This is a genomic window from Stenotrophomonas sp. 96582_Sma, from assembly GCF_056480905.1.
The window spans coordinates 108,176-131,658 of the sequence record NZ_CM151122.1 but is presented as its reverse complement, the minus strand read 5'-3'; the positions used below and the strand labels follow the sequence as shown (position 1 = coordinate 131,658).

21 protein-coding genes are annotated in these 23,483 nt (G+C 67.4%); 3 read left to right on the top strand and 18 right to left on the bottom strand.

The genetic code is table 11. From position 1 onward, the window contains the following. Positions 1-140 precede the first annotated feature (140 nt). The 5 genes from ACZK2R_RS00545 to ACZK2R_RS00525 form a co-directional block, all read right to left on the bottom strand. Positions 141-767 carry a superoxide dismutase family protein gene (locus tag ACZK2R_RS00545; RefSeq protein WP_180838776.1) on the bottom strand — a complete coding sequence of 209 codons (627 nt, stop codon included), beginning with the start codon at positions 765-767 and terminating at the stop codon, positions 141-143. A gap of 31 nt (positions 768-798) precedes the next feature. Then, positions 799-1,368: a superoxide dismutase family protein gene (locus tag ACZK2R_RS00540; protein WP_004134573.1), complete on the bottom strand. Its 570-nt coding sequence runs from the start codon at positions 1,366-1,368 to the stop codon at positions 799-801. 93 nt (positions 1,369-1,461) lie between these two features. After that, entirely contained in the window at positions 1,462-2,910 is a 1,449-nt protein-coding gene (gene ntrC / locus ACZK2R_RS00535) for a nitrogen regulation protein NR(I) (protein WP_180838777.1), read from the bottom strand. Then, a complete protein-coding gene (locus ACZK2R_RS00530) occupies positions 2,903-3,964 on the bottom strand; it encodes a two-component system sensor histidine kinase NtrB (protein WP_180838778.1) in 1,062 nt (353 codons plus the stop codon). The genes ntrC and ACZK2R_RS00530 overlap by 8 nt, the downstream gene beginning before the upstream one ends. Before the next feature lie 115 nt (positions 3,965-4,079). Further along, positions 4,080-6,125: a TonB-dependent receptor gene (locus ACZK2R_RS00525; protein ID WP_180838779.1), complete on the bottom strand. Its 2,046-nt coding sequence runs from the start codon at positions 6,123-6,125 to the stop codon at positions 4,080-4,082. A gap of 333 nt (positions 6,126-6,458) precedes the next feature. Here ACZK2R_RS00525 and ACZK2R_RS00520 point away from each other — a divergent pair, with 333 nt between their 5' ends. Next, positions 6,459-7,421 carry an IS110 family transposase gene (locus ACZK2R_RS00520; RefSeq protein WP_478487700.1) on the top strand — a complete coding sequence of 321 codons (963 nt, stop codon included), beginning with the start codon at positions 6,459-6,461 and terminating at the stop codon, positions 7,419-7,421. A gap of 48 nt (positions 7,422-7,469) precedes the next feature. Here ACZK2R_RS00520 and ACZK2R_RS00515 read toward each other — a convergent pair whose 3' ends face one another. From ACZK2R_RS00515 to glnA, 6 genes are all read right to left on the bottom strand, one after another. Beyond that, a complete protein-coding gene (locus ACZK2R_RS00515) occupies positions 7,470-7,784 on the bottom strand; it encodes a hypothetical protein (protein ID WP_180837767.1) in 315 nt (104 codons plus the stop codon). 84 nt (positions 7,785-7,868) lie between these two features. Next, positions 7,869-9,044, bottom strand: a complete 1,176-nt coding sequence (gene mltA, locus ACZK2R_RS00510; protein WP_180837766.1) for a murein transglycosylase A — start codon at positions 9,042-9,044, stop codon at positions 7,869-7,871. Positions 9,045-9,111: 67 nt separating this feature from the next. Further along, positions 9,112-9,858 carry an N-acetylmuramoyl-L-alanine amidase gene (locus ACZK2R_RS00505; RefSeq protein WP_180837765.1) on the bottom strand — a complete coding sequence of 249 codons (747 nt, stop codon included), beginning with the start codon at positions 9,856-9,858 and terminating at the stop codon, positions 9,112-9,114. 177 nt (positions 9,859-10,035) lie between these two features. Beyond that, the gene (locus tag ACZK2R_RS00500) at positions 10,036-11,466 is read right to left on the bottom strand and encodes an ammonium transporter (RefSeq protein WP_071228817.1); all 1,431 of its coding nucleotides are present in this window, start codon (positions 11,464-11,466) and stop codon (positions 10,036-10,038) included. 21 nt (positions 11,467-11,487) lie between these two features. After that, positions 11,488-11,826, bottom strand: coding sequence for a P-II family nitrogen regulator (locus ACZK2R_RS00495; RefSeq protein WP_004134334.1), 339 nt, complete (start codon positions 11,824-11,826; stop codon positions 11,488-11,490). A gap of 368 nt (positions 11,827-12,194) precedes the next feature. Beyond that, complete coding sequence (gene glnA / locus ACZK2R_RS00490; RefSeq protein ID WP_004153533.1) at positions 12,195-13,604, bottom strand: type I glutamate--ammonia ligase; 1,410 nt, start codon at positions 13,602-13,604, stop codon at positions 12,195-12,197. Positions 13,605-13,828: 224 nt separating this feature from the next. On the opposite strand from glnA, the gene ACZK2R_RS00485 reads away from it, so the two are divergent. Together ACZK2R_RS00485 and ACZK2R_RS00480 are read left to right on the top strand one after the other, a co-directional pair. Continuing rightward, positions 13,829-14,623 carry an undecaprenyl-diphosphate phosphatase gene (locus ACZK2R_RS00485; protein WP_012509682.1) on the top strand — a complete coding sequence of 265 codons (795 nt, stop codon included), beginning with the start codon at positions 13,829-13,831 and terminating at the stop codon, positions 14,621-14,623. 73 nt (positions 14,624-14,696) lie between these two features. After that, positions 14,697-15,524 carry an META and DUF4377 domain-containing protein gene (locus ACZK2R_RS00480; protein WP_012509681.1) on the top strand — a complete coding sequence of 276 codons (828 nt, stop codon included), beginning with the start codon at positions 14,697-14,699 and terminating at the stop codon, positions 15,522-15,524. 142 nt (positions 15,525-15,666) lie between these two features. Here ACZK2R_RS00480 and ACZK2R_RS00475 read toward each other — a convergent pair whose 3' ends face one another. The 7 genes from ACZK2R_RS00475 to ACZK2R_RS00445 form a co-directional block, all read right to left on the bottom strand. Beyond that, positions 15,667-16,278, bottom strand: coding sequence for a YbhB/YbcL family Raf kinase inhibitor-like protein (locus ACZK2R_RS00475; RefSeq protein ID WP_125893046.1), 612 nt, complete (start codon positions 16,276-16,278; stop codon positions 15,667-15,669). A gap of 10 nt (positions 16,279-16,288) precedes the next feature. Next, positions 16,289-18,358 (bottom strand): tetratricopeptide repeat protein, encoded by a 2,070-nt coding sequence (locus ACZK2R_RS00470; protein ID WP_049398186.1) that lies wholly within the window; start codon positions 18,356-18,358, stop codon positions 16,289-16,291. A gap of 56 nt (positions 18,359-18,414) precedes the next feature. Further along, positions 18,415-19,404, bottom strand: a complete 990-nt coding sequence (locus tag ACZK2R_RS00465; protein ID WP_050509830.1) for a YheT family hydrolase — start codon at positions 19,402-19,404, stop codon at positions 18,415-18,417. A gap of 52 nt (positions 19,405-19,456) precedes the next feature. Beyond that, positions 19,457-20,248, bottom strand: a complete 792-nt coding sequence (locus ACZK2R_RS00460) for a lysophospholipid acyltransferase family protein (protein ID WP_180837764.1) — start codon at positions 20,246-20,248, stop codon at positions 19,457-19,459. A 120-nt stretch (positions 20,249-20,368) separates the two neighbouring features. Then, on the bottom strand, positions 20,369-20,803 hold the full coding sequence (locus ACZK2R_RS00455) for a hotdog fold thioesterase (RefSeq protein ID WP_032128719.1): 435 nt from the start codon (positions 20,801-20,803) through the stop codon (positions 20,369-20,371). 10 nt (positions 20,804-20,813) lie between these two features. Further along, positions 20,814-22,865: a phospholipase D family protein gene (locus tag ACZK2R_RS00450; RefSeq protein ID WP_125893044.1), complete on the bottom strand. Its 2,052-nt coding sequence runs from the start codon at positions 22,863-22,865 to the stop codon at positions 20,814-20,816. Next, on the bottom strand, positions 22,862-23,479 hold the full coding sequence (locus ACZK2R_RS00445) for a YceI family protein (protein WP_032128717.1): 618 nt from the start codon (positions 23,477-23,479) through the stop codon (positions 22,862-22,864). Before ACZK2R_RS00445 ends, ACZK2R_RS00450 begins: the two co-directional genes overlap by 4 nt. Between the last annotated feature and the right edge of the window lie 4 nt (positions 23,480-23,483).

The following is a 23,483-nucleotide window of genomic DNA, read 5'->3' as shown; positions in this document are numbered from 1 at the left end:
CGCGCGAGTTGCTGGCGCGCTGATGCGGGTGTTGGTAGTGCCGGCCGCTGGCCGGCAACCTCCGGATCTGCGATTGCCGGCCAGCGGCCGTCACTACCGATAAAGAAATACGCCGGCTTGCGCCGGCGTTTTCTGATGGCTTACTGCACCTTCTGGATCACTGCGCAGGCCAGGCGCGCACCGGCGTTGCCGGTCGGCTGGGTCTTGTAGTCATCCGCATCGGCGTGGACGATCAGGCCGCGGCCGATGATGTCGAAGTCATCACCCTTGCCGATGTTGACGTTGCTCGACACCGGGCCGTCGATGGTGGCCACGCCCTTGTCGTCGGCCTTGATGTTGGGCATGTCGCCACCGTGGTGCGGATCGGCGGACACGCTGCCGTGATCCTGCTTGCCCGGGTTGAAGTGGCCACCGGCGCTCATGCCGTCCGGCGCGCTGCAGTCGCCCTTCTCGTGGATGTGGAAGCCGTGCTCGCTGCCCGGCTTCAGGCCGCTGATCTGGCCGGTCACGTGGACCTTGCCGTCAACCACCTTGAAGGTGACGCTGCCCTTGGTCTCGTTGCCCTGGGTCGGTGCCAGCTCGGCGGTGGCCGAGGCGTCGGCCGCCGGGGCGGCAGCGGGTGCCGGTGCTGCGGCCGGTTCAGTGGTTGCGCCCTCGGCCGGAGCGGCCGGCGCGGTTTCAGCCTGCGGCGCGGCCGGCTGCTGGTTGCAGGCCGCCAGGCCCAGTGCAGCAATGGCTGCGAACAGCGAAGTGTGGATCAAACGCATGGAATCTCTCCCTGGATGATGCCTGCAGTGATCAGCGGACAACCCGGATCACGCCACAGGCGATGCGGACGCCGGCATTGCCGGCGGGCTGGCTGCGATAGTCGTCGGCGTTGGCATGCACGACCAGTGCACGTCCGGCGATATCGGTGGCGGCGCCTCCGCCAAGGGTAACGCCCTTGAGGTGGATATCGACGTTGGCGCGGCCCTGGGCGTCGGCACGCAGATTGTCCATGTCGCCCAGGTGGTGCTTGCCGGTGCCGGCGCGACCATGCGCAGCGCCACCGGGATTGAAGTGATTGCCGGCACTGCTGGCATCCACCGCGCTGCAGTCACCGCGCTCATGAATGTGGAAACCGGCCTGCTGCATCGGCTGCAGGCCACCGATCAGCCCAGTGATGTGGATGCCACCGGGCTCCACCATCAGCGCGATGCGGCCACTGACGATACTGGCCGAGGCCGGCGAGAGATTAGCCTCGGCCTGCTTGGCGGCGCTGACCACGGTCGGCGGTGGCGGGGTGGGCTCGGCCTTCTTCGGCGCACTGCCACAGGCAGACAGCAGCGCGGCGGCGGACAACGGCAGGATGGCAAAGGACAGACGCATCGAAGACTCCTTGCAGGTGACACTACGGACGGCATCGTCCATGAACGATCAACGGTTCGGCAAGCGGGCGCGAGGATCGCGTGCAGGGACCGTTCAATGGCCCCCGCGACGGCGGCCAGCGCCCAGCTTGCGGGTAAGGGTATTGCGGCCAAGGCCCAGGCGGGCCGCGGCTTCAGCACGGCGGCCATGGGTGATCTGCAGCGCGGCCTCCAGCAGGGCATGGTCGACCCGCTCACGCACCTGCGCGTGCAGGCCTTCGGTGCCTTCGGCCAGCTGCCGGCGTGCCCATTCGGCCAGCAGCGCCTCCCACTGCCCCGGATCGGCGCTGGTGGTGCTGCTGCGACGACCGCGCGTACGGTTGAGCGCGGTATCGACGTCGGCCACGCCAATGGTGTCAGCGGCGGCCAACGCCGCCATCCGCCAGCACACGTTTTCCAGCTCGCGCACGTTGCCCGGCCAATCGTGTTCGCGCAGCGCCTGCAGTGCGGCAGCGGTCAGGCGCTTCGGCGGCGTATCCAGCTTGCGTGCGGCGGCGCCCAGGAACGTACTTGCCAGTTGTGCGATGTCCTCGCGACGCTCGCGCAGCGGTGGCAGCTGCAGGCGCACCACGTCCAGGCGATGCAGCAGATCGGCACGGAACTTCCCCTGCGCGACCAGGCCTTCCAGATCCTGGTGGGTGGCGGCAATCACCCGCACGTCGACGCGGATCAACTCGCGACCACCGACGCGGAAGAACTCGCCCTGTGCCAGCACGCGCAGCAGGCGGGTCTGCAGCGGCAACGGCATATCGCCTATTTCATCGAGGAACAGCGTGCCGCCGTTGGCCTGCTCGAAACGGCCGATATGGCGGCGCTGGGCACCGGTGAAGGCGCCGGCATCGTGGCCGAACAACTCGCTTTCCAGCAGCTCGGACGGGATTGCAGCAGTATTGAGCGCGACGAACGGCCCCTGCGCGCGCGGCGATTCGCGATGCAGCGCATTGGCCACCAGCTCCTTGCCGGTGCCGGTTTCGCCGGTGATCAGCACCGCCAGCGGCGCCTGCGCCAGGCGGCCGATGGCACGGAACAGCGCGCGCATCGGCGGGGTATCGCCCACCAGTTGCGGTGGCTGGTCGCTGGGAGTTTCAGCTGTGGGGCTGGGGGCAGCCAATGCCGGCGCCACCGCCGGCAGCACACGCTGCGCCAGCGCCACCGCGTCGTCCAGGTCGAACGGTTTGGACAGGAATTCATGCGCGCCACCGCGGAACGCACCGGCCGTGCTGGCCACATCGGTGTAGGCCGACATCACCACCACCGGCAGCTGCGGCAGCGCGGCCTTGAGCTTGTCCAACAGCACCAGGCCATCGTCACCCGGCATGCGCACATCGGTGAACAGCAGCGCCGGTGGCGGGCCTTCGCTCAGGGCCTGCAGGGCGGGAGCGGCACTGTCGAAATCGACGACCTGGTAGCCCGCTTCGCGCAGCGCAGTACACAGCACGAAGCGCACGGCACGATCGTCATCGACCACCCAGATGCGCTGTGCGGCGGTGGAAGGTTCAGACATCGCGCGGGGCCTCCTCGGCCGGGACGGCGCCGCTGATGATCGGCAGCAGCAGGGTGAACACGGTATGGCCCGGGCGCGAACGGTAGGTCAGCGTACCGCGATGCTCGCGCGCGACCTGCTGGGCCAGCGCCAGGCCCAGGCCAGTGCCTTCGGCGCGGCCACTGACCAAGGGCAGGAACAGATGCTCGGCCAGCTCCTCGGGCACGCCACGGCCGTCGTCGGCGATTTCCAGGCGCAGCGCCAGCGTGTGCAGCTGCTCGGCGATGCGTACGCCATGCTCCACGCGGGTGCGCAGGGTGATGCTGCCGGCGCCGGCCTGGATCGCATTGCGCACCAGGTTCCACACCGCCTGGGTGAGGCGGTCGGCGTCGCCGTGGAATTCGGGAATGCTGGGGTCGTAGTCGCGCTGCAGGCGTACCGCCCAGCCGGCCTCGTTCTCGGCCAGGCGCAGCACGCGTTCCAGCGCGGCGTGGATGTTCAGCTCGGCATGCGGTGCAGCCGGGGCCGGCGACAGCAGCTGGTCGAGCAGGCCGTTGAGGCGCTCGATCTCGGACCCGATTAGTTCGATCAGCTCACGTTCGCTGGCATCGCGTTGGGCCGCGCGGCGGGCCAGCAGCTGGGCCGCGCCCTTCAACCCGGCCAGCGGATTACGAAGCTCGTGGGCCAGTCCCTTCAGCGCCGCGCTGAGCGCGCTGGGCAGGGCCTGGGTCGGGTCGAGCCCGGGGAATTCATCGACCGGATGCGCCTCCAGCAGCCAGCCGCCATCATCGCGGCGGCTCATCCAGCCCTCGGCGAAGCGCGGGGCCTCGCCGGGCACCGCCAGCGCCAACCGGTTCAGGCGCAGGCTGTCGCGCTCATCGCGGGCCAGGAAATGAGCCAGGGCTTCGCCCTGCACTTCCAGTGCAGCCAGCGGCCGCCCCAGCAGGCGCCGGACGCTGACGCCCAGCCAGCGGGCGAAGGCCGGATTGCAGCCGACGATGCAGCCATCGGCCCCGGCCCAGGCCAACGGCGTGCCCAGGGCATCGAGGGACGGTGGGGGTGCGGGGTCGGACATTGCACCAATGTAGTGCAAAACGCGGGTCCGGGGTCGGATCCCTTTCCGTCAGGAAAGGGCCCTGACCACTGCCGCAGGGCGAGCAAGCTCGCCCACTTCCGGATACGTGAGCGGGTCACAGTTTCATATTGAGGCCGACGAACACGCTACGGCCAGGGGCCGGCGAAAACATCGGGCGAGCGCTGTCCCAGAAGAAGCTGTCGTACCAGGCGTAGGCGTACTGGCGTCCGGTAACGTTCTTCAGCTGCAGGTCCACGCTCCAGCGTGGGTTGATCTGGTAGGCCGCGCTGAGGTCGAGCACGGCAAAGCCACCGAACTTTCCGGCCACATTGCGCTCCTCAAGGTAGTAGTCGCCCTGCGCGCGTGCCTGCAGGCCGAGGCGAAGCGCGTCGCTGGCGCGGTAATCCGCCCCCAGGTTGCTGATGTATCGCGGGGTGGCGGCCACTTCGCGGCCCTGCAGGGAAATGCTGGCGTCGCGGTCGTCGCGGGTGATCTTCGCTTCCTGGTAGGCGTGCGACGCCCATACCGTCCAGTCGTCGCCCAGCTGCAGGCTCAACTGCGCATCCACGCCGCGTCGGCGGGTCTTGCCCAAGGTGACCGTGGTACCGGTGGCCGGCATGTTGGACACCTCGTTTTCCGCATCCTGCTGCCATACCGCCAGACGTGCCTGGCTGCCCGCGAACGGCTGGAACTTCAGGCCCAGCTCCATGCCGGTGTTGGTGGACGGACGCATCCGCGCCTGGCCCGGGGCGAGGTAAGCCGGCGCGGTGGATCCAGTGAGCACCTGGAAGGTGCGGCCCCAGTTTGCGTATACGTGGGTGTTCTCGCCCAGGCTGTGGATGACGCTCAGTTTGGGCTGGCCGATGCTGCCGTAATCCTGCAGCCGAGCGCTGAGGCCGTTCATCAGGTGGGTACGGCCACTGAAGCGGTCCACACGGTAGGCCGGCACGATCTTCCACGCCTCGACGGGCTGGTAGATGGCCTGCACGTAGGCGCCCCAATTGTCGAAGCTGTGGCGGTCGTTGTTCTGCACCCGTGCCGGGGCACGGCTGAAGTCGGTGGGTTCGGCGTAGGCGTAGCGCTCGCGGATATAGCCGTTGTCCTGCTGCTCGTAGTTCAAGCCGCCTTCGAGGGTAAGCGCTGGGCTGGCCTGCCAGGTCAGCGTGCTGAGCAGGCCAGTCTGGCGCTCATCCCACACGCGGCGCTGACGCGGCAGGTTGCCGGTGGGCAGGTCGCTGAAGGTCACGCGGCGGTCGTCTTCGTAGCGGTTGTAGTAGAGCCGCATGCCGAACGTGAGTGCGTCGGACAACTTCAGGTCGACGTGCGCGGCGATCTGCCGCATGTCGCGGTCATCGCCATCGTTGCCGTTGCGCAGCTCGCTGCCACGGCGGTGCGTGCGCAGTTCCTCGGCGGTCATGAAGCCGGGTTCGTCGGCTTCATGGTGATAGGCGCGCGCGGTCAGGCCCACGCGCAGCCCTTCGTCCAGCGTGCCGAAGAACCACTTGCCGCCCAGCGAGTACTTCCTGGAGGTGTCGTGGTCGCGATAACCATCGCTGGCCTGGGTGCCGACGAAATAGTTCTGCGCGAAGCCATTGGCTTCGCGGCCAACCGCCAGCTGTGCATCACGGGTGTTGTAGCTGCCGTAGGCCAGCCGCGCATCGGTGTAGCTGCCGCCTTGGCGCGTACCGAAGTTCACGTTGCCACCGATGTTGTGCAGCCCATAGCGCGGGTCGTTGGTCCCGCGCACCACTTCGATGTAGCTGATGTCCAGCGGGAACAGCATGTCGATGAAGCGCTGGTTGCCGCTGTTGACGTTGCTGGGGATGCCGTCGATGAGGGTCTTGATGGCGTTGAGGTAGCCCTCGCCGTTGAAGGCGCGGAAGCTGACCTTGCCCGATTCGGCACCCTGCCGCGTTTCGGTGAGCTGGATGCCGGGCATCTGCCCCAGCAGCTCCCAGCTGTGCGAGACGTTGCGGTCTTCGATCTGGTTCGCGCCGAGCACGTCCACCGAGGTCAGCACCTGGTGCGCGCTCAGCTGGCCCTCCCCGTGCTGGTGTACCTGCACCCTGCCGAGGGTGAGTGCGGCGTCGGCCGATTGTGCGAGTGCTTCAGGGGCGAACGGAGCCGCCGCGAGGGCGGCCACCAGCGTGGAGGTTTTCATGGGGGTGGACGGGCGCAGATGAAATGTAATTATATAACATTACATGCGTCTGCCATGTGGAGCCGAGCCATGCTCGACTGCTCCTGGCAAACAGCAGTCGAGCATGGCTTGTATGTTCCTCCCGGCTCCTACGAGGTATGTAGGAGCCAGGGTGGAGGGACCGTCAAGCATGCATCTGCGGATACTAGCCGACAGACGAGTCGAGCGATCCCCATCCCGCACACGAACGTCGATAAAGGATCGTACGGCCCCCAAAGGGGATCGTCGATGTAGGCAAGCTAACGTCGGTGCGGTACCACCCCAGCCCCTTAAAGATAGCTGGGAGCCGTACAAATGTCTGATTCTCTCGATATTGGCGTGGACGTGGACTCCAAGGAGTTCGTACCGGCAGTGGCCGACCGCAAGGCCGGCGACAGGATCGCCAACACCCGGGCCGGCATAGCCCAGTGGCTCAACACCTTGCCCCAGCGATGCCGGATTGGCATGGAGGCGACGGGGCGGTACTACGAGTTGTTGGCTCGGATGGCTGGCCAGGCAGGCCACGTTGTCTATGTGATCAATCCACGTCTGATCAAGCACTACGGCCGGGCGACGGGCTCGCGTGGCAAGACGGACGCCATGGACGCCGAAGCGATCGCCCGGTACGTGAAGAAGGAGAACGATCGCCTGCGTGAATACGTACCGCGTACCGATGAGCAGCAGCAGATGCACGATTTGCTGCGCAAGCGGCAGACGCTGGTAAAGACACGCGCGCGCCTGGAGCAATCCTTCGGGGTAAGCAAAAGTGCCCCCGGGGAGCTGTCAGATCTGTTCTGCGCTCTGGCTGGGACGCTGTCCGAGCTGGAAAGCGAACTGCAGCGCTTGGGTCGCGATGGAGAGCATGGCACGCTCTACAAGCGCCTGTTGACCATCCCTGGTGTCGGCCCTGCCGTCGCCGCTCACCTGATCTACTACATGACGCGCTGGCCGTTGGCCAGCGCCAACGCGTGGATCGCCTGCACCGGCCTGGATCCCCGGCCTAACGAGTCTGGCGGCAGAACGGGACGGCGTCGGCTGTCCAAACAGGGCGCGCCAGTGCTGCGCCAGATGCTCTACATGGCCGCCATGGGGCTCAAGCGGTGTCGTCGGGGGCAACCGCTCTACGACGAGCTGTCAAAACGCGGTCACCCCAGCACCGCCGTCTTCAACATCCTGGCCAGAAAGCTGGCCAGGATCGCCTGGGGTGTCTTCAAAAGCGGCCGGGACTTCGATCCGGCCATGCTGAAGGTGGGTCAAGCCTGCTTCCAGCAGGCTTGACCACGAACATAGGATCTCGACTCTACAAAAACGGGGTGGAGCGGTGGCTTACACCGGGTAGCCGGTAGCTTCCCGGGCCTTCTTCCAGGCACTTTCGAATTCGCGCGCGGAGATTTCGTCGTCTTCGTCGAAATCCAGGAACGACACCGACTGGTCGGCCAGCAGGAAGCGGTCATCGCTGTGGGCGTGCTCGTCGGCCCAGACCATCTTGGTGCCGTAGATCTCCACCTGGCGCACGATCTTCTCGCCACGGGCTTCCATCAGCACGTTGCCCTTGCCCAGGCCCGATTCGGCCCAGTGCTTGTAGTACTTCTTCGCGGCGGATTTCGCGCCGGGTTTTGCGTTGTGCTTTGCGTAGGTCATTGCAGAGGTCCTGGCCGCATGCGCGGTCGGAAAGTTCGGAATGGCGCCATTATCGCCCGACCTCGCAGCGCGCAGGTGAGTGCTTCACCGGGCCGACGCAGGCAACGCCACGCCCTTCGGCCACAGCATCCAGATGTTGCCCTTCTGCTTCATGTCGCCGGCCAGCTTGCCTGCGGCATCGCCACTGCCCCAGTACAGGTCCGCGCGCACTTCGCCGGCAATGGCGCCGCCGGTGTCCTGCGCGGCCACCGGGCGCACCACCGGGGTGCCGTCCGGGCGCGTGGTGGACAGCCACAGCAGGCTGCCCAGCGGCACCACGGTGCGATCCACCGCCACGCTGTAACCAGCGGTGAGCGGCACGTTCAGTGAACCACGCGGGCCTTCCGGGCTGTCCGGGTTGCGCACGAAGAACACGTAGCTGGGGTTGCTGCGCAGCAGTTCCGGCACGCGCGCGGGATTGGCCCGGGCCCAGGCGCGGATCGCATCCATGGTGACGTCTTCCTTCTTCAGCTGGCCCTGGTCGACCAGCCAGCGACCGATCGCGCGGTAGGGGTGGCCGTTCTGCTCGGCATAGGCCAGCCGTACCTGCGTGCCGTCGCCCAGGCGCACCCGGCCCGACCCCTGGATCTGCAGCAGCTGCAGGTCCATCGGGTCGGTCAGCCAGGCCAGTACCGGCGCCTTGGCGCCCTTGGCCGCGATGGTGCCGGCGTCGTCATAGGGCTTGAGCACCTTGCCCTCGACGCGCCCGCGCAGGCGCTTGCCCTTCAGTTCCGGGTAGACGCTGTCCAGCTGCACCACCACCAGATCATCGGGCGTGCCGTACACCGGTACAGTGGCAGCAGCCGTGCGGGTGAGGCTGCCGGGGTAGATCGGCTCGTAGTAGCCGGTAATCAGCCCGTCGGCCTGGTGGCCGCCGGCACGCAGCGCATAGACATCGAGGTCGCGCTGCAGGAACTGGCGGATCGCCGCCGGGTCCTTGTCCGAAACCGTCGCGGCGGTGGCGCAGGGTTTGGCCCAGACCGCATCGTTCTTCAGGCGGGTGCAGCTGCTGCGCCAGGCGACGAAACCGGCCTGCAGGTCGCTGTCGGCGACTGGCGGCAATGCGCTCCATGTGGCCTTGGCGTAGGTGGCCGTGGGCGGGGTGACCGGCGTCGGCACTTCAGATCCGGTGCGGGGAGCGGTGGTGGAGCAGCCTGCGAGCACGGCCGCTGCCAGCAGGATGCAGTGCTTGCGCTTGAAGAAGATGGCGGAATCGATCATGCCGCCATGGTGGAGTGCCGGCCGCTGGGCGGCAACCCAGCGCTGGGCCAAGCGTTCATGCGCCGGCTCACGGCGTCTGCAGCAGCAGGGAATGCAGAATGCGGGCGTCTTCAGCATCCAGTGTCTTCGGCAGGTCGTCGCGGCCACGGAAACGGCGGTGGAAGGCAGCGACGGCGGCGTCCCGGTTGTCGAGCGGATAGCCGAAGCGGGCCAGCGCATTCCACGCGTCGAAGCCTTCCGGCGCAGCCCCGTCGGCGGCGCGTGGCCATACGCCGAATCCAGCCTCGGCCAGCTGCTGCCACGGGAAGAAGCGGCTCGGGTCCTGCTTGCGTGTCGGCGCCAGGTCGGCATGGCCGATCACCTGCCGCGGCGGAATGTTCAGGCGGGTGGTGAGATCGCGCAGCAGCACGATCAGCGATTCGATCTGCGCCGCACTGAACGGGCTGCGGCCATCGTTGTCGAGCTCGATGCCGATCGATGCCGAGTTGAGGTCGGTGATGGTGCCCCAACGCCCGGCGCCGGCGTGCCAAGCACGGCGCTCATCGGCAACCAGCTGATAGCGATGGCCATCGGCACCGATCAGGTAGTGCGCGCTGACTGGTCCACCGCTGTTGGCGGTGCGCAGCGTGCGCAGGCTCTGCTGCACCGATTTCTGTTCGGTGTGGTGGATGACGATGATGACCGGCGTGCGCGCATTCTGGTTGGGTGACGACACCCAGGTGGCGAGCGGGTTGCGGGTTTCCTGCGGCGCGGAGGCACAGGCGGCCAGCAGCAGGCAGGCCGAGAGCATCAGGGCGGTGCGGATCGGGTGCATGGCCCGATTGTGCGCGATCAGGCGCGATGATGCATGCTGCCGTGCCGACCAAGTGGTCGGCACCCACCAGAGCAGACCCAGACCCAGTGCCAAGCAAGCTTGGCACCTACCAGACCAGTAGAAGTGCCGACCAACGGTCGGCACCCACAACATCAATGCAGCAGCTCGGCCGCTATTTCAGGCCTCGTACGCGGACTCGCCGTGCGAGGTCACATCCAGGCCGGTGCGCTCGGCTTCCTCGGTCACGCGCAGGCCGACCACGCTGCGCACCACCAGCAGGATCAGCGTGGTCACTACCGCCGACCAGACCACGGTCAGGCCGACGCTGACCACCTGCACCCAGACCTGATGGGCGATATCCAGATCGGCCTTGGTGCCGCCCAGCGACTGCGCACTGAACACACCGGTGAGAATCGCGCCGACGATGCCGCCGACACCATGCACACCGAACACGTCGGCGGTGTCGTCCACCTTCAGCAGGCGCTTCAAACCGGTCACACCCCACACGCAGACCACGCCGGCGACGAAGCCGATGATGATCGCGCCGAGCGGGCCGACGGTGCCGCAGGCCGGCGTGATGCCGACCAGGCCGGCGACTGCGCCCGAGGCCGCGCCCAGTGCCGACGGCTTGCCCTTGCTGATCGCTTCCACCAGCGTCCAACCGAGTACGGCAGCGGCCGTGGCCAGCACGGTATTGAGGAAGGCCAGCGAGGCGACGGTATCGGCGGCAGCGGCGGAACCCGCGTTGAAGCCGAACCAGCCGACCCACAGCAGCATCGCGCCGATATAGGTAAACGGCACGTTGTGCGGCTTCAGCGCGGTCTGGCCATAGCCCAGGCGCTTGCCGACGAACCACGCGGCGACCAGACCGGCCACACCGGCGTTGATGTGGACCACGGTGCCACCGGCGAAATCGATCGCGCCCATCTCACCCAGGTAGCCGCCACCCCAGACGATGTGCGCCATCGGGATGTAGCTGAGGGTGAACCACAGCGCCGAGAACAGCAGCACCGCACGGAACTTGATGCGCTCGGCGAACGCGCCGACGATCAGCGCGGTGGTGATGCCAGCAAACGTCGACTGGAAGGCGACGAACAGGTAGTCCGGCAGGCCCTTGATCGGGGTGTTGCCGACCGACTCCGGAGTGAAGCCCTTGAGGAAGGCGAATTCGGTGAACGAGCCGAAGAACGGGTTGCCGGCGCTGAACACCGCGCTGTAGCCATAGGCCACCCACAGCAGCAGCACCAGCGAGAACACCACCAGGATCTGGCTGAGCACCGACAGCACGTTCTTCGAACGCACCAGGCCGCCATAGAACAACGCCAGGCCCGGCACCACCATCAGCAACACCAGCAGGGTGGACGTCAGCATCCAGGCCACGTCGCCATGGTCGTAGGTCGCGGCGGCTTCAGCCGCGGCCGGTGCGGCGGCCGCAGCGACCGGATCCTGCAGCGGTTCGACCGCCACGCTTTCGCTCGGCAGCGGCGAGATCTGGGCCTGAGCGTGGGCACTGCCCGGCCACGCACCGGCGGCCAGCGCGCTGAGCAGCATCAACAGGCACACGAAGTGGAACCGGGCTTGCCACCCGGTGAGAAGGCGCATCTTCATGGGGGAGTCTCCGGAAAGGGGTTACAGCGCGTCGGCACCGATTTCGCCGGTGCGGATGCGGATGACCTGTTCGACGGCGGTGACGAAGATCTTGCCGTCACCGATCTTGCCGGTGCCTGCCGACGACTGGATCGCTTCGATCACCGCGTCGGCACGCTCATCGGTGACCACGGTTTCGATCTTGATCTTGGGCAGGAAGTCGACGACGTACTCGGCGCCGCGATACAGCTCGGTGTGGCCCTTCTGGCGGCCGAAGCCTTTCACTTCGGTCACGGTGATGCCCGACACGCCTGCGTCGGAGAGGGCCTCGCGGACCTCGTCGAGCTTGAACGGCCGGATGATGGCGGAGATCAGTTTCATGCGCATGTCCCGAGGGTGGATGGGGCCAGCGCGCCAGCGCGCGATGGCATCAGGCAACCAGCGGCCATCAGGATGATGGCCGTGGCTGTTGCACCGGACACGTACAGGGCCGGGACGGCCGTGCCTCTCTCCTTGCACGACCGACGCGGGAGGGAGGGCGGCCCTGGTCGCGTATCCGGTCTCTCTTGCCCCTGTTTCAGCGGACCAACAGTCCGCTCTACTGCAGCGGGCCAGCGGCCCGCTCTACCACGGCGGGTCGGGGTCCGCTCTACCACGGCGGACCGGGGCCCGCCCTGCGGCTCCCCAGCCGCGAAGACGGAAGCGATGGCGGCGGGTGGGAGGGGGAAGCCCACCGCCATCGCCACCGGTCAGCTGGCGTAGTACAGCTGGTATTCCAGCGGGTGGGTGGCCGCGCGGAACTTGGTCACTTCCTGCATCTTCAGCGCGATGTAGCCGTCGATGAAGTCATCGCTCATCACGCCGCCGGCCTTCAGGAACTCGCGGTCCTTGTCCAGCGCTTCCAGCGCCTGGTCCAGCGAGGAGCAGACCTGCGGGATCAGCTTCTCTTCTTCCGGCGGCAGGTCGTACAGGTCCTTGTCGCTCGGTGCGCCCGGGTCGATCTGGTTCTTGATGCCGTCCAGGCCGGCCATCATCAGCGCGGTGAAGGTGAGGTAGCCGGACTGGATCGGATCCGGGAAGCGCATTTCGATGCGGCGTGCCTTCGGGTTGGACACCCACGGAATGCGGCACGAAGCCGAACGGTTGCGGGCCGAGTAGGCCAGCATTACCGGTGCTTCGTAGCCCGGCACCAGGCGCTTGTAGCTGTTGGTGCCCGAGTTGGCGAAGGCGTTGATGGCCTTGGCATGCTTGAAGATGCCGCCGATGTACCACAGCGCCAGCTGGCTCAGGCCACCGTAGCCGTCACCGGAGAACAGGTTGGTGCCGCCCTTGGACAGCGACTGGTGCACGTGCATGCCGCTGCCGTTGTCGCCGACGATCGGCTTGGGCATGAAGGTGACGGTCTTGCCGTTGCGGTGCGCGACGTTCTTGATCACGTACTTCATGCGCAGCAGTTCGTCGGCCTTCTGCACCAGGGTGCTGAACTTGGTGCCGATCTCGCACTGGCCGGCGGTGGCCACTTCGTGGTGCTGCACTTCCACTTCGATGCCGACCTGTTCCAGGGTCTTGCACATCTCGGCACGCAGGTCGTGCAGGGTGTCGGTCGGCGGAACGGGGAAGTAGCCGCCCTTCACGCCCGGACGGTAGCCGCTGTTGGCGCCGTCGTACTTGGCGCCGCTGTTCCACGCCGCTTCTTCCGAGTCGACCTGGAAGAAGGTGTGGCCCATTTCATTGGCGAAGCGGACCGAATCGAAGATGAAGAATTCCGGCTCCGGGCCGAAGAACGCGGTTTCGGCGATGCCGGAGGACTTCAGGTAGGCCTCGGCGCGCTTGGCGATGCCGCGCGGGCAACGGCCATACGGCTGCATGGTGGCCGGATCGAGGATGTCGCAGCTGATCACGATGGTCGGATCGGCGTAGAACGGGTCGACGTAGGCGCTGGCGGTATCCGGCAGCAGCACCATGTCCGATTCGGCGATGCCCTTCCAGCCGGCGATCGAGCTGCCATCGAACATCTTGCCTTCTTCGAACAGCGACGGCTCGACGATGCTGACCGGGAAGGTCACGTGCTGCTCGACACCACGCATGTCGACAAAGCGCAGGTCGACGAACTCGATCTGGTTGTCCTTGATCAGCTTCTCAACGTTTTCCACGGACATCGGTACGACCTCGGATGGGGATGAATGCCTGCTGAGGTACAGCAACGACCGTGCCAACTTTTCGTAGGCTGCAAGTCATTGATTTCAATAAGGCCGCCCCGCAGCGGTGCAGAACCGTGCGCACCAAATGGGTGCAGCCGACAGCGGACGCACCCGTTTGGTGCGGCAGTGATCGTCTATCCTCTCGACCTTCTTCCTTCCTGCCGCGCGTGCCCGCACCGTCCATGTCCGACCTGCTCTCCGCCCTGTTGCTGGGCATCCTCGAAGGCTTGACCGAGTTCCTGCCGATCTCCAGCACCGGCCACCTGCTCATCGCCCAGCACTGGCTGGGTGCCCGTTCGGACTTCTTCAACATCGTCATCCAGGCCGGCGCGATCGTGGCGGTGGTACTGGTGTTCCGCCAGCGCCTGCTGCAGCTGGCCACCGGCTTCGGGCAGCGCGAGAACCGCGAGTACGTATTCAAGCTGGGCGCGGCCTTCCTGGTCACCGCCGTGGTCGGCCTGGTGGTGCGCAAAGCCGGCTGGTCGCTGCCCGAGACGGTCAGCCCGGTGGCCTGGGCACTGATCATCGGTGGCATCTGGATGCTGCTGGTGGAGGCCTACACCGCGCGCCTGCCCGACCGCGACCAGGTGACCTGGACCGTGGCGATCGGCGTCGGCCTGGCACAGGTGGTGGCCGGCGTGTTCCCCGGCACCTCGCGTTCGGCCTCGGCGATCTTCCTGGCCATGCTGCTGGGCCTGAGCCGCCGCGCGGCCGCCGCCGAGTTCGTGTTCCTGGTCGGCATTCCCACCATGTTCGCCGCCAGCGCCTACACCTTCCTGGAAATGGCCAAGGCCGGACAGCTGGGCAGCGAGAACTGGACCGAGGTGGGCGTGGCCTTCCTTGCCGCGGCCGTCACCGGCTTCGTCGTAGTGAAGTGGCTGATGGGCTACATCAAATCGCACAAATTCACCGCGTTCGCGCTTTACCGCATCGCGCTGGGCGCCGCGCTGCTGCTGTGGTTGCCGTCCGGCAGCTGAACAGCGCCGGGGCACGGTAACCCCGTTGCCGGCCCCACCCCGTTTCCCCCACGGTTCCCCAAGGAGAATCACCATGAACCGCAAGCTCACCCTGCTCCTCCCGCTGGCCCTGCTGGCCGCCTGCAGCCAGACCCCGGCCCCGGCCGGCACCGGCGGCGACGACGTGGCCCCGGCCGCGGCCAAGGCAGCAGACCAGCAGACGCTGGCGCACCTGGACGCGCAGCGCCTGCAGAGCCAGCACTGGCTGCTGCAGCAGGCCACCGCCGCCGACGGCAAGCGCATCGACGCGCTGTTCGCCCGCGAAGACAAGCCGGTCACCCTGGACTTCGCTGATGGCCGCCTGTCGGTCAGCAACGCCTGCAACCACATGGGTGGCGGCTACACCCTGGCCGACGGCAAGCTGACGGTCAGTGCGATGGCCTCGACCATGATGGCCTGCACCGACAAGGCGCTGATGGCGCTGGACGAGGCCGTGTCGAGCCGCCTGCAGGGCGAGCTGAAGGCCGAGCAGGATGCCGATGGCAAGCTGACCCTGACCAACGCGAAGGGCGACGTGCTGGTGTTCAACCCGGAACCGACCGCTGAAACCCGCTACGGCGGCGCCGGCGAGACCGTATTCCTGGAAGTGGCCGCCAAGACCGAGAAGTGCTCGCACCCGCTGATCCCGGACTACCAGTGCCTGCAGGTGCGTGAAGTGAAGTTCGACGACAAGGGCCTGAAGCAGGGTGAGCCGGGCAAGTTCGAGAACTTCTACGGCAACATCGAGGGTTACACCCACGAGGACGGCGTGCGCAACGTGGTGCGCGTGAAGCGCTACGAAGTGAAGAACCCGCCGGCCGATGCGCCGTCGCAGGCGTACGTGCTGGACATGGTGGTCGAGTCGGCCATCGAGAAGAAGTAAGACGACAGAAGGGCGGCCGCGAGGTCGCCCTTCTTCGTTGTGTAGAGTCGAGCCATGCTCGACTGCTTCTACGGTGAGTCGAGCATGGCTCGACACTACAGAAGCAAAGCCGGCCAGCGGCCGGCTCTACCCATCGTGCCGCTCAGCCCAGCGCCGGGTTCAACGTGTAGGTGCCATGCAGTGCGGCTTCGGCCAGCACGTGGCCGTGCATGGCGCGATATGCGTCGGCGGCGGTGAAGCGCGCCGGAAGCTCCAGCGAGGCCACATCCAGCGCGAACACGCGGAAGAAATAGCGGTGCATGCGCTCGTCGTTGAACGGCGGATAGGGGCCGTCATAGCCCAGGTAATCGCCGGCCATGTCCGGGTTGCCCGCAAACCAGCCGGTGAAGTCGTTCAGGCCCTGGCGGCTGCCCGCCGGGCCAGCCGGTGCGGTCTTGCCCTTCACCACGAAGCCATCGCTGCAGCTGCCGGCGGCGATCTCCTGCACCGAGGCCGGAATATCGGCCATCACCCAGTGCACGAAGTCGCAGCGCGGCTGGTCGCGCGGCACGGTCATGTCGCTGCGGCCGACCGTTTCCGCAACGGTCGGCACATCCGGGTCCACGCACACCAGCAGGAACGAACGCGTGCCTTCCGGTGCGCCGTTCCAGGCCAGGTGCGGATTGCGGTCCGGCGCGAAGCCGGTGGCATCGCCGGCGGCGAACGCGCGGTCGATCGGCGCGCCGTTGGTCAGGCTGTGGCTGCTCAGTTGCATCGGCTTCTCCTTACTCTTCCGGGTAACCCAGGCGCACCGCAATCGGGGTGAGCTTGGCAAAGGCGGCGCTCATCACGTCGCGGTAGTTGCGCCAGTGGCCCGGCGGGAAGCGCGGTGCGCCCAGCTGTGCGGCCGGCGGCATCTGCCGCTCGAACAGGCGTCCCAGCAGCTCGGCCATCGCGTGCGGATCATTGCCGATCTGGTCGATGCGCAGCAGCACGTGCGGATACAGTTCTTCCTCATGCAGGGTGGCAACCTGCGCCAGCCCGCGCGCCAGCCATTCGCTGGCTTCAGCCAGCGAGGTCATCGCCAGCGGAGCGGCAGCGCCGTAGGCCACCCAGTCCAGCAGCATGTCGCGCGGGTCACGCAGCACGAGCACCAGTCGTCCCTGCGGCAGCTGCGGGCGCAGCGCCCACAGCAGGGCGTTGTCCCACCACAGCAGCCAGTCGATGACGGCATCGCCCTGCAGGCCACGCGCCGGCAGCTGCTCGCGCCAGCGCTGCACCAGCCGCTCCGGGGTCAGCACGCCGGAGGCGAGGTCCTGCAGCGTGTGGTAGTTCTGGAATGCATCATCCGGCGGATTGCTGGTGTAGCGGTCGCTGCGCAGCACCGGGCTGGCGGCCGCCAGGCCGGTCGCAACCCGCTCCACACCCGAACCCGGCGCACCCCACAGGAAGATCGGCGCGGAGCTGGCATCACTGTCGATCTCGCCCTTCTCCGGCCAGCTCGGCGGCGCCTTGGCCTGCGGTGGAAGCGGCAGGCGCTGCGGTGCCTGGTCGGCCTGCAGCGCCATCCACGTCTGCAGCGCCTGTTCCGGCTGGCCAGCGCGGTCCTGGATTTCACCCAGCCAGGTACGCAGGTCGGCGCGATGGCCGTCCGGCGCCCTGTCGATCAGCGCCTGCACGCGCGCGATCGCGGCAACCGGATCACGCTGCAGCAGGCCTTCGACCAGGCGTGTTTCGCCACTGACGCGGCCCGGTTCGAGGCTGACGATACGTTCGGCGATGGCTTCGGCCTGTTCGTGTTCGCCCACCATGTCATGCAGGCGCAGGCGTGCTTCCAGTGCCGGCAGATGACCCGGCATCGCGTCCATCCAGCGCTCCACGGTCGCCGCGGCGGTCGGGCTGCCGACTTCTTCCACGGCCAGGCGTGCCAGCCACAGGTCGTGCAGCTGCGGATGCTGTTCCAGGGCCGCGTCCAGGCGCGCGCGCGCCTCGTCTTCGCGGCCCAGGCGCTGCCAGGACATCAGCAGCAGCTGCAGCACCTGGCGGTCGTCGGGGATCGATTCCAGCAACGGCAGCAGATGGTCCAGCGCCTGCAGCGGCTGGCCGCCGCGCAGCGACAGTTCACCGGCCAGGCGACGCATCGACGGCGTATCCATGCCTTCCTGCTGAAGCGCGATCTGCATCGCTTCGGCAGCCGCCTCCAGGTTGCCCTGGCGCAGCGCCAACTGCACTACCAGGCCATGCAGCGAGCTGATGGCCGGGTTCAGCTCCAGCACGCGGCGGAACGCCTGCTCGGCGAAGGCCAGCATGTCCTTGCCCAGGTAGGCGAAGCCCAGTGCGTACAGCACGCGGGTGTCGTTGGGCTGCGCCTGGTTGGCCGCCGACAGCAGCGTCAGCGCACGATCCGGGTCGTCGCGGCGCAGCGCGATCATGCCGTCGATGGTCAGCAGTTCCGGGTGGTCCGGCTCAACGCGCGAGGCCAGCGTGGACAGGCGCTGGGCTTCATCGAAGTCGTTGCGGCCGATCGCCAGGTGCGCCTGCATCAGATAGGCGGCGAATGAGTTCGGGTCAAGCCCGGTGGTACGTGCCAGCGCTTCGTCAGCGCCCTGGTACTGGCGCAGGGCGAGCAGCAGGCCAGCGTGCTGCAGGTGCAGCTGGGCATCATCGGGGGCCAGCTGCAACGCCTGCTGCAGCGCCTCCATCGCATCCTCGGCCTTGCCCTGCTGCTGCAGCGCAAGCGCCAGCCAGCGGTGGGCTTCGGCCTGGCCGGGTTCATCACGGGTCCACGCCTGGGCCAGCTGCACGGCCTGGTCGGCCTGGTTCTGGCGCAACGCTTGGATGATCTGGTCTTGCATGGCGGTCCGGTTCAAGTGCAAACCCGCATTGTAGCGGTCCACGCACCGGTGCCGGTTCAGCCCGCCAGCACCCGCTGCAGGCGCTGTGCCACCCAGCGCTCGGAGAAGCCGTCACCCCGCCAGTTTTCCAGGAAGCCGCAGTGGCCTCCCCAGCAGGCGGTTTCCAGGTGCGCCTGGCGCGGCAGCTGCCAATCGCTGAAGGTCGCGTACGGGATCACCGGGTCGTCCTGCGCCATCAGGATGTCGGCCGGCACCTGCAGGGTGGACAGGCGGTCACCGGCAATCGAATAGCCATCGAAATAGGCCTGCAGCGAGCCGAAGGTGGTGTGCCGTTCGACCAGCCAGGCAGTCAGTGCACGGATGTCCAGCTTCAGCACGCGATCGTCGCAGTCGCTCAGCTCGGGAAACAGATCGCGCTTGCGGCGCAGCGAGCCGGCCCATTTGCGGCGGAAGTACCAGTCGTACATCGCCGGGCCGTTTTCGATGCTCTCCATCGTCAGCCCCGGGTCCAGCACCGGGCACACCGAGGCCACCCGCAGCAGCGGCACGCCGGCAGCCGGCGCGCGCAGGGCCAGGCGCAGCACGAAGTTGCCACCCAGCGAATAGCCGGCGGCCACCAGCGGCAGCTGCGGCCAGCGCTGGGCGATGTCACCCGCGGCATGCACCACTTCATCGATCAGGTTGGAGTGGAAGATGCCGGGGTTCAGATGGTGGGTGTTGCCATGGTCGCGGAAGTTCAGCCGCACAACATCGAAACCCTGTTCGATCATGCGCGCGGCAGCCATGCGCATGTAACTGGATTCGGCACTGCCCTCCCAGCCATGCAGCAGCAGGGCCATGCCCTTCGGTTCGCGGCCTTCGACATGGCTGTGCCAGCCCTGCAGGCGCACGCCATCACCGCCGTCGAGGATCAGCTCTTCGCTGACCGCACCGGTGGCGGCCAGCAGCAGCAGGCCGCGCTGCAGGCGCATGCGGCTGGAGCTGAGCATCGACTGCAGGTGCGGATTGCGCAGCCAGCGCGGCGGCTGGTAGTCAGTCGCATGCAACGTCGGTGTACCGGCGTCCAGGACGGGTGGCGGGACCAGGGCCACCGTGCCCTCAGCCGGTGCTCATGGCCGCCACGATGCGCGCGCGCGAGGTTTCCGCGATGCGTCGACGGCCTTCCAGGTCCTGGGTACCGATCGGCTCCAGGAAATGCACTTCGGTATGCCGCGCCGGCTCACCCAGCAGGCGCAGGAAATTGGCGGCGAAACTCTCGCCCGGGCCGAATGCCACGATGGTCTGTGCGTCACCCTTGAACCCATAGACCAGCGCCACAGGCTGCACCGGAACACCGGTTTCGACCGCGGCCTGGAAGATGCGGGCATGGAACGGCCCCACTTCATGGCCACCGCGGGTGCGCCCTTCCGGGAACACGCCTACTGCCTTGCCGGCACGCAGGCGATCGGCCATCACCTGCATCACGCCACCGAGCGATTCGGTATTGCCGCGCTGGTGGAAGATGGTCTGCCCGCGCGCGGCGAGCCAACCGACCAGCGGCCAGCTGGCGATTTCGCGCTTGGCGACGAAGCCCATCATGCGCTCGCTGTGCAGGATGCTGATGTCCACCCAGCTGACGTGGTTGGCGACGAACAGCACGGCACCGGGCAAGGGCTGGCCCACCCGTGACAGGCGGAAGCCGAAGATCCACATCAGGCCCCCCTGCCACCAGTTCACCACCTTCGCCCCGAAGGTATCCTCGCCCACGCGCAGCTCGCCCCACGGCGGAAGCATGCCGATCAGGATCAGCGGCAGGAACACGATGATGTGGACCAACAGCAGCGGTACGCGGTACAGGTAACGGCACACACGCGCCACGCCGCCACGGGGGGCCGGAGTGGGGGAAGTCATCCGCGCACGATACCGGAGCGCCGCAGCAGCTGCCAGCCGATTTAGGCCATAACCGCCATTGACCGGGGCAATCGGCGGGGAACGCTGGGTTCTGCCGCCGTCAACACGCCCGCCGGGGGCTCAACCGTGGCCGGCGGCCACCACCGCCAGGGTCAGCCGAGAGATGCACACCAGCCGGCCCTGCTCGTCTTCGATGCGGATCTCCCACAGCTGGGTGCTGCGGCCGACGTGCAGCGCGCGGGCGGTGCCGGTGACCGTGCCCGAGCGCACGGCGCGCACGTGGTTGGCGTTGATTTCCAGGCCCACGCAGATCTGCTTGCCGGTATCCACGCACAGGTTGCCGGCGCTGCTGCCCAAGGTCTCGGCCAGCACCACCGAGGCACCGCCGTGCAGGATGCCGTACGGCTGCCGGGTGCGCTCGTCCACCGGCATGGTGGCCTGCAGCCAGTCTTCGCCCGCAGCGCTGAAGACGATGCCGAGGGATTCGATCGCCGTGTTGCGGCTGAGCGCGTTGAGCTGCTCGATGGAAACGGCTTCGCGGAATACCTGGGTCATGCGGGCACCTTCAGAGGATGGGAACGAGGCCGGCGCCGAATGCAGTCAGCATGCGCACCAGCAGCCACTTCGGGCCGACGTTGACTTCGGGGAAGTCGCCGACGGCGACGTAGCAGTTGTGGAACGCCGGGTCCTGCCGTGGCAGCGGCTGTGGGCAGTCCGGACCGGGCTTGAACTCGTAGTCGGTGGCGTAGCGCCACGGCCAGAAGTCGAGGATCGGCAGCGCTTCGGAGGCTTTGCCGACGCTGTAGTTCAGGCCCGACAGCACTGGCGGCTTGGCCCGCGGCGCCACTGTCCACGAGTTCTGCGGATGGGTATCGCGCAGGATGCTCTCGGCCAGCTGCTCGGCAAACACCGGATCGTCGATGATCACCGCGCCTTCGGTGTTGTAGTTCTCGCTGCGCGGATCGAAGTTGTGGGTGCCGACCACGCCGATGCGGCGATCGACCACCAGCGACTTGGCGTGCAGGCCCATGCGGGCGCCCTTGCGGGTGACCGGCAACGGCTTGTTGACCGCCTTGCTGCCCAGGAACGACGGACGCGTCTCGGTGCGCAGCAGGCGCGTTTCCACCTCGCTGCCGGCGGCGCGGCGACGTTCGCGCGCGTTCTGGTAGGCACTGCCGGTACGCGGATGATGCACCGCCACCTGCTTGCGGGGCGCGGCCAGATCCCCTTCGCTGCCACCACCGGCATTGCTGCCAGCGGCGCTGCCGCCGATCAGCGGATTGCGCCCGCCGTCGTCGTCGCCTCCGGGCGCGGCGATCGGGTCGGGCAGCAGATTGCGGTAGTCGACCGGTGCATCCAGCGGGAACGGCTTGTACTCGAAGATGTTGAAGCCCAGTTCGCGCATGTTGCGTCGCTTGTACTTGTACGACAGCGCATACACGATCGGGTTGTCGGTGGCCGCCAGGCTGTTGCTGGACACCACCACGCGCGGCGGCTGCGGGCGCTTGCGCAGCTCGCGGAACAGCTTCTGCGCCGGCTTGGACAGCACCAGGTACGGCGTCTGCAGGATCACTTCCTTCTGCGCACCGGCAATGAGTGCGTCCAGCTGCGGCTCGGTCACATGCTGGCCGGCCAGCGGGGCATCGGCCTTCTCGCGGCGGTGCTTGCGCGGCAGGTCGGCGACGTAGCGCACCGAGGCCACCGGCAGCGCGGTATCCACGAAGGAACGGGTGACGAACTCCATGTCATTGGCTTCAGCGCTGACCCGCTGCACCCGCTCCGGGCGGCGGAACGTGGCGGGCGGCAGCACCGGCACGCCTTCGCGCAGCAGGGTGCGGCCCACGTCATTCAGGCGCTCGGCCGGCACGCTGCGCTTGGCGCGCCAGAACGCATCGAAGTTGGCCGCCATCGCCCGCGCTTCCGGGCCGGCGATCATGACGTCGCGATCGCGGAAGTTGTACTCGCGATCCCAGTCGTAATAGTCGTCCTGGTAGTTGCGGCCGCCGACCACGCCGATCGCATCGTCGATCACCAGCAGCTTGTTGTGCATGCGCTGGTTGAAGCGACGGAAGCAGCACAGCACGCTGCCGGCGTAATCGAAGTAGTTCAGCCGGGCCTTGCCGAAGGTCGGGTTGTAGACCCGCAGCTGGAAGTTCTGGTGGGCGCCGGACAATGCGCCAAGGATCTGCAGGTCGGAGATCGCCGAGAGCTGGTCGATCAGCACGCGCACCTTCACCCCGCGCCGCGACGCGGCCAGCAGTTCGTCGATAACCAGCCGCGCGCTGTCGTCCTTGTCGAAGATGTAGGTCTGCAGGTCGATGCTGCGGGTGGCACTGCGCAGCAGGTTCAGGCGCGCCACCAGGGCGCCCTCGCCCTCGTCCAGCAGGGTGGCGTAGTGGCGCGGCTGCTCCGGGGTGGATTCGGTGAACGCCCGGCCGGCCAGCGCCCGCAGCGGCGAATCCTGTGCGCAGCGGTCGGCGCGCTGACAGTCGACCTGGATCGAGCGCGCCTGCACGGCGATCGCTTCGGCGCGGTCGCGCTCGGCATTGGACAGCGATGCACAACCGCTGCCCAGCAACACGGTTGCCAGCGCCAGTACACGCAGCAGGAGGTTCACGGTTTCGGCGCCTCGCTCAGGCGCGCTCGCAATACGAAGGTCACTCGGTCACTCAAGGCAAGCTGCCAGCTGTCCATTCCATACCGGCCTCGCTGCACGGTACCGCGGCTGACGACGTCGCAATCATAGCCGGGTCGGGCGCAATCCGCCTTCTCGACCTTCAGTGTCTCGGGGTGGCTGATCCCGCGCAGGGTCAGCCGCCCGTTGATGTCGCCCCCGTCTTCCACGGTCTCCGGCCAGTACGGCAGCGAGTCGAACTCGACCACCGGGTGGCGGCCTGCGTCGAAGAACTCCTCGCCGCGCATCCAGCCGGTGTAGCGCGCCTTGCCGGGGATCTCGACCGAGCGCGTGAACATCTTCAGGTGCACCTGGTGGCGGCCGTCGGAGAGGATCTCGATGCGACCCTCGAAGTGCGGGAACAGGCCTTCGATGCGTTGCCCGAAGCGGGTCCGCACCTCGAAACCGATCTGCGAGCGCTGGGTATCCAGGTGCAGGACCCGGTGCGCTTCAGCGACCACCGGCGGCAAGGGCGTTGGCGGTGGCGCGGCAGCCCAGGCCGCGCCGGAAGCCAGCAGCACGGGCAGCAGAAAGCGGCTGCGCCGCGCCAGGCTCATTGGA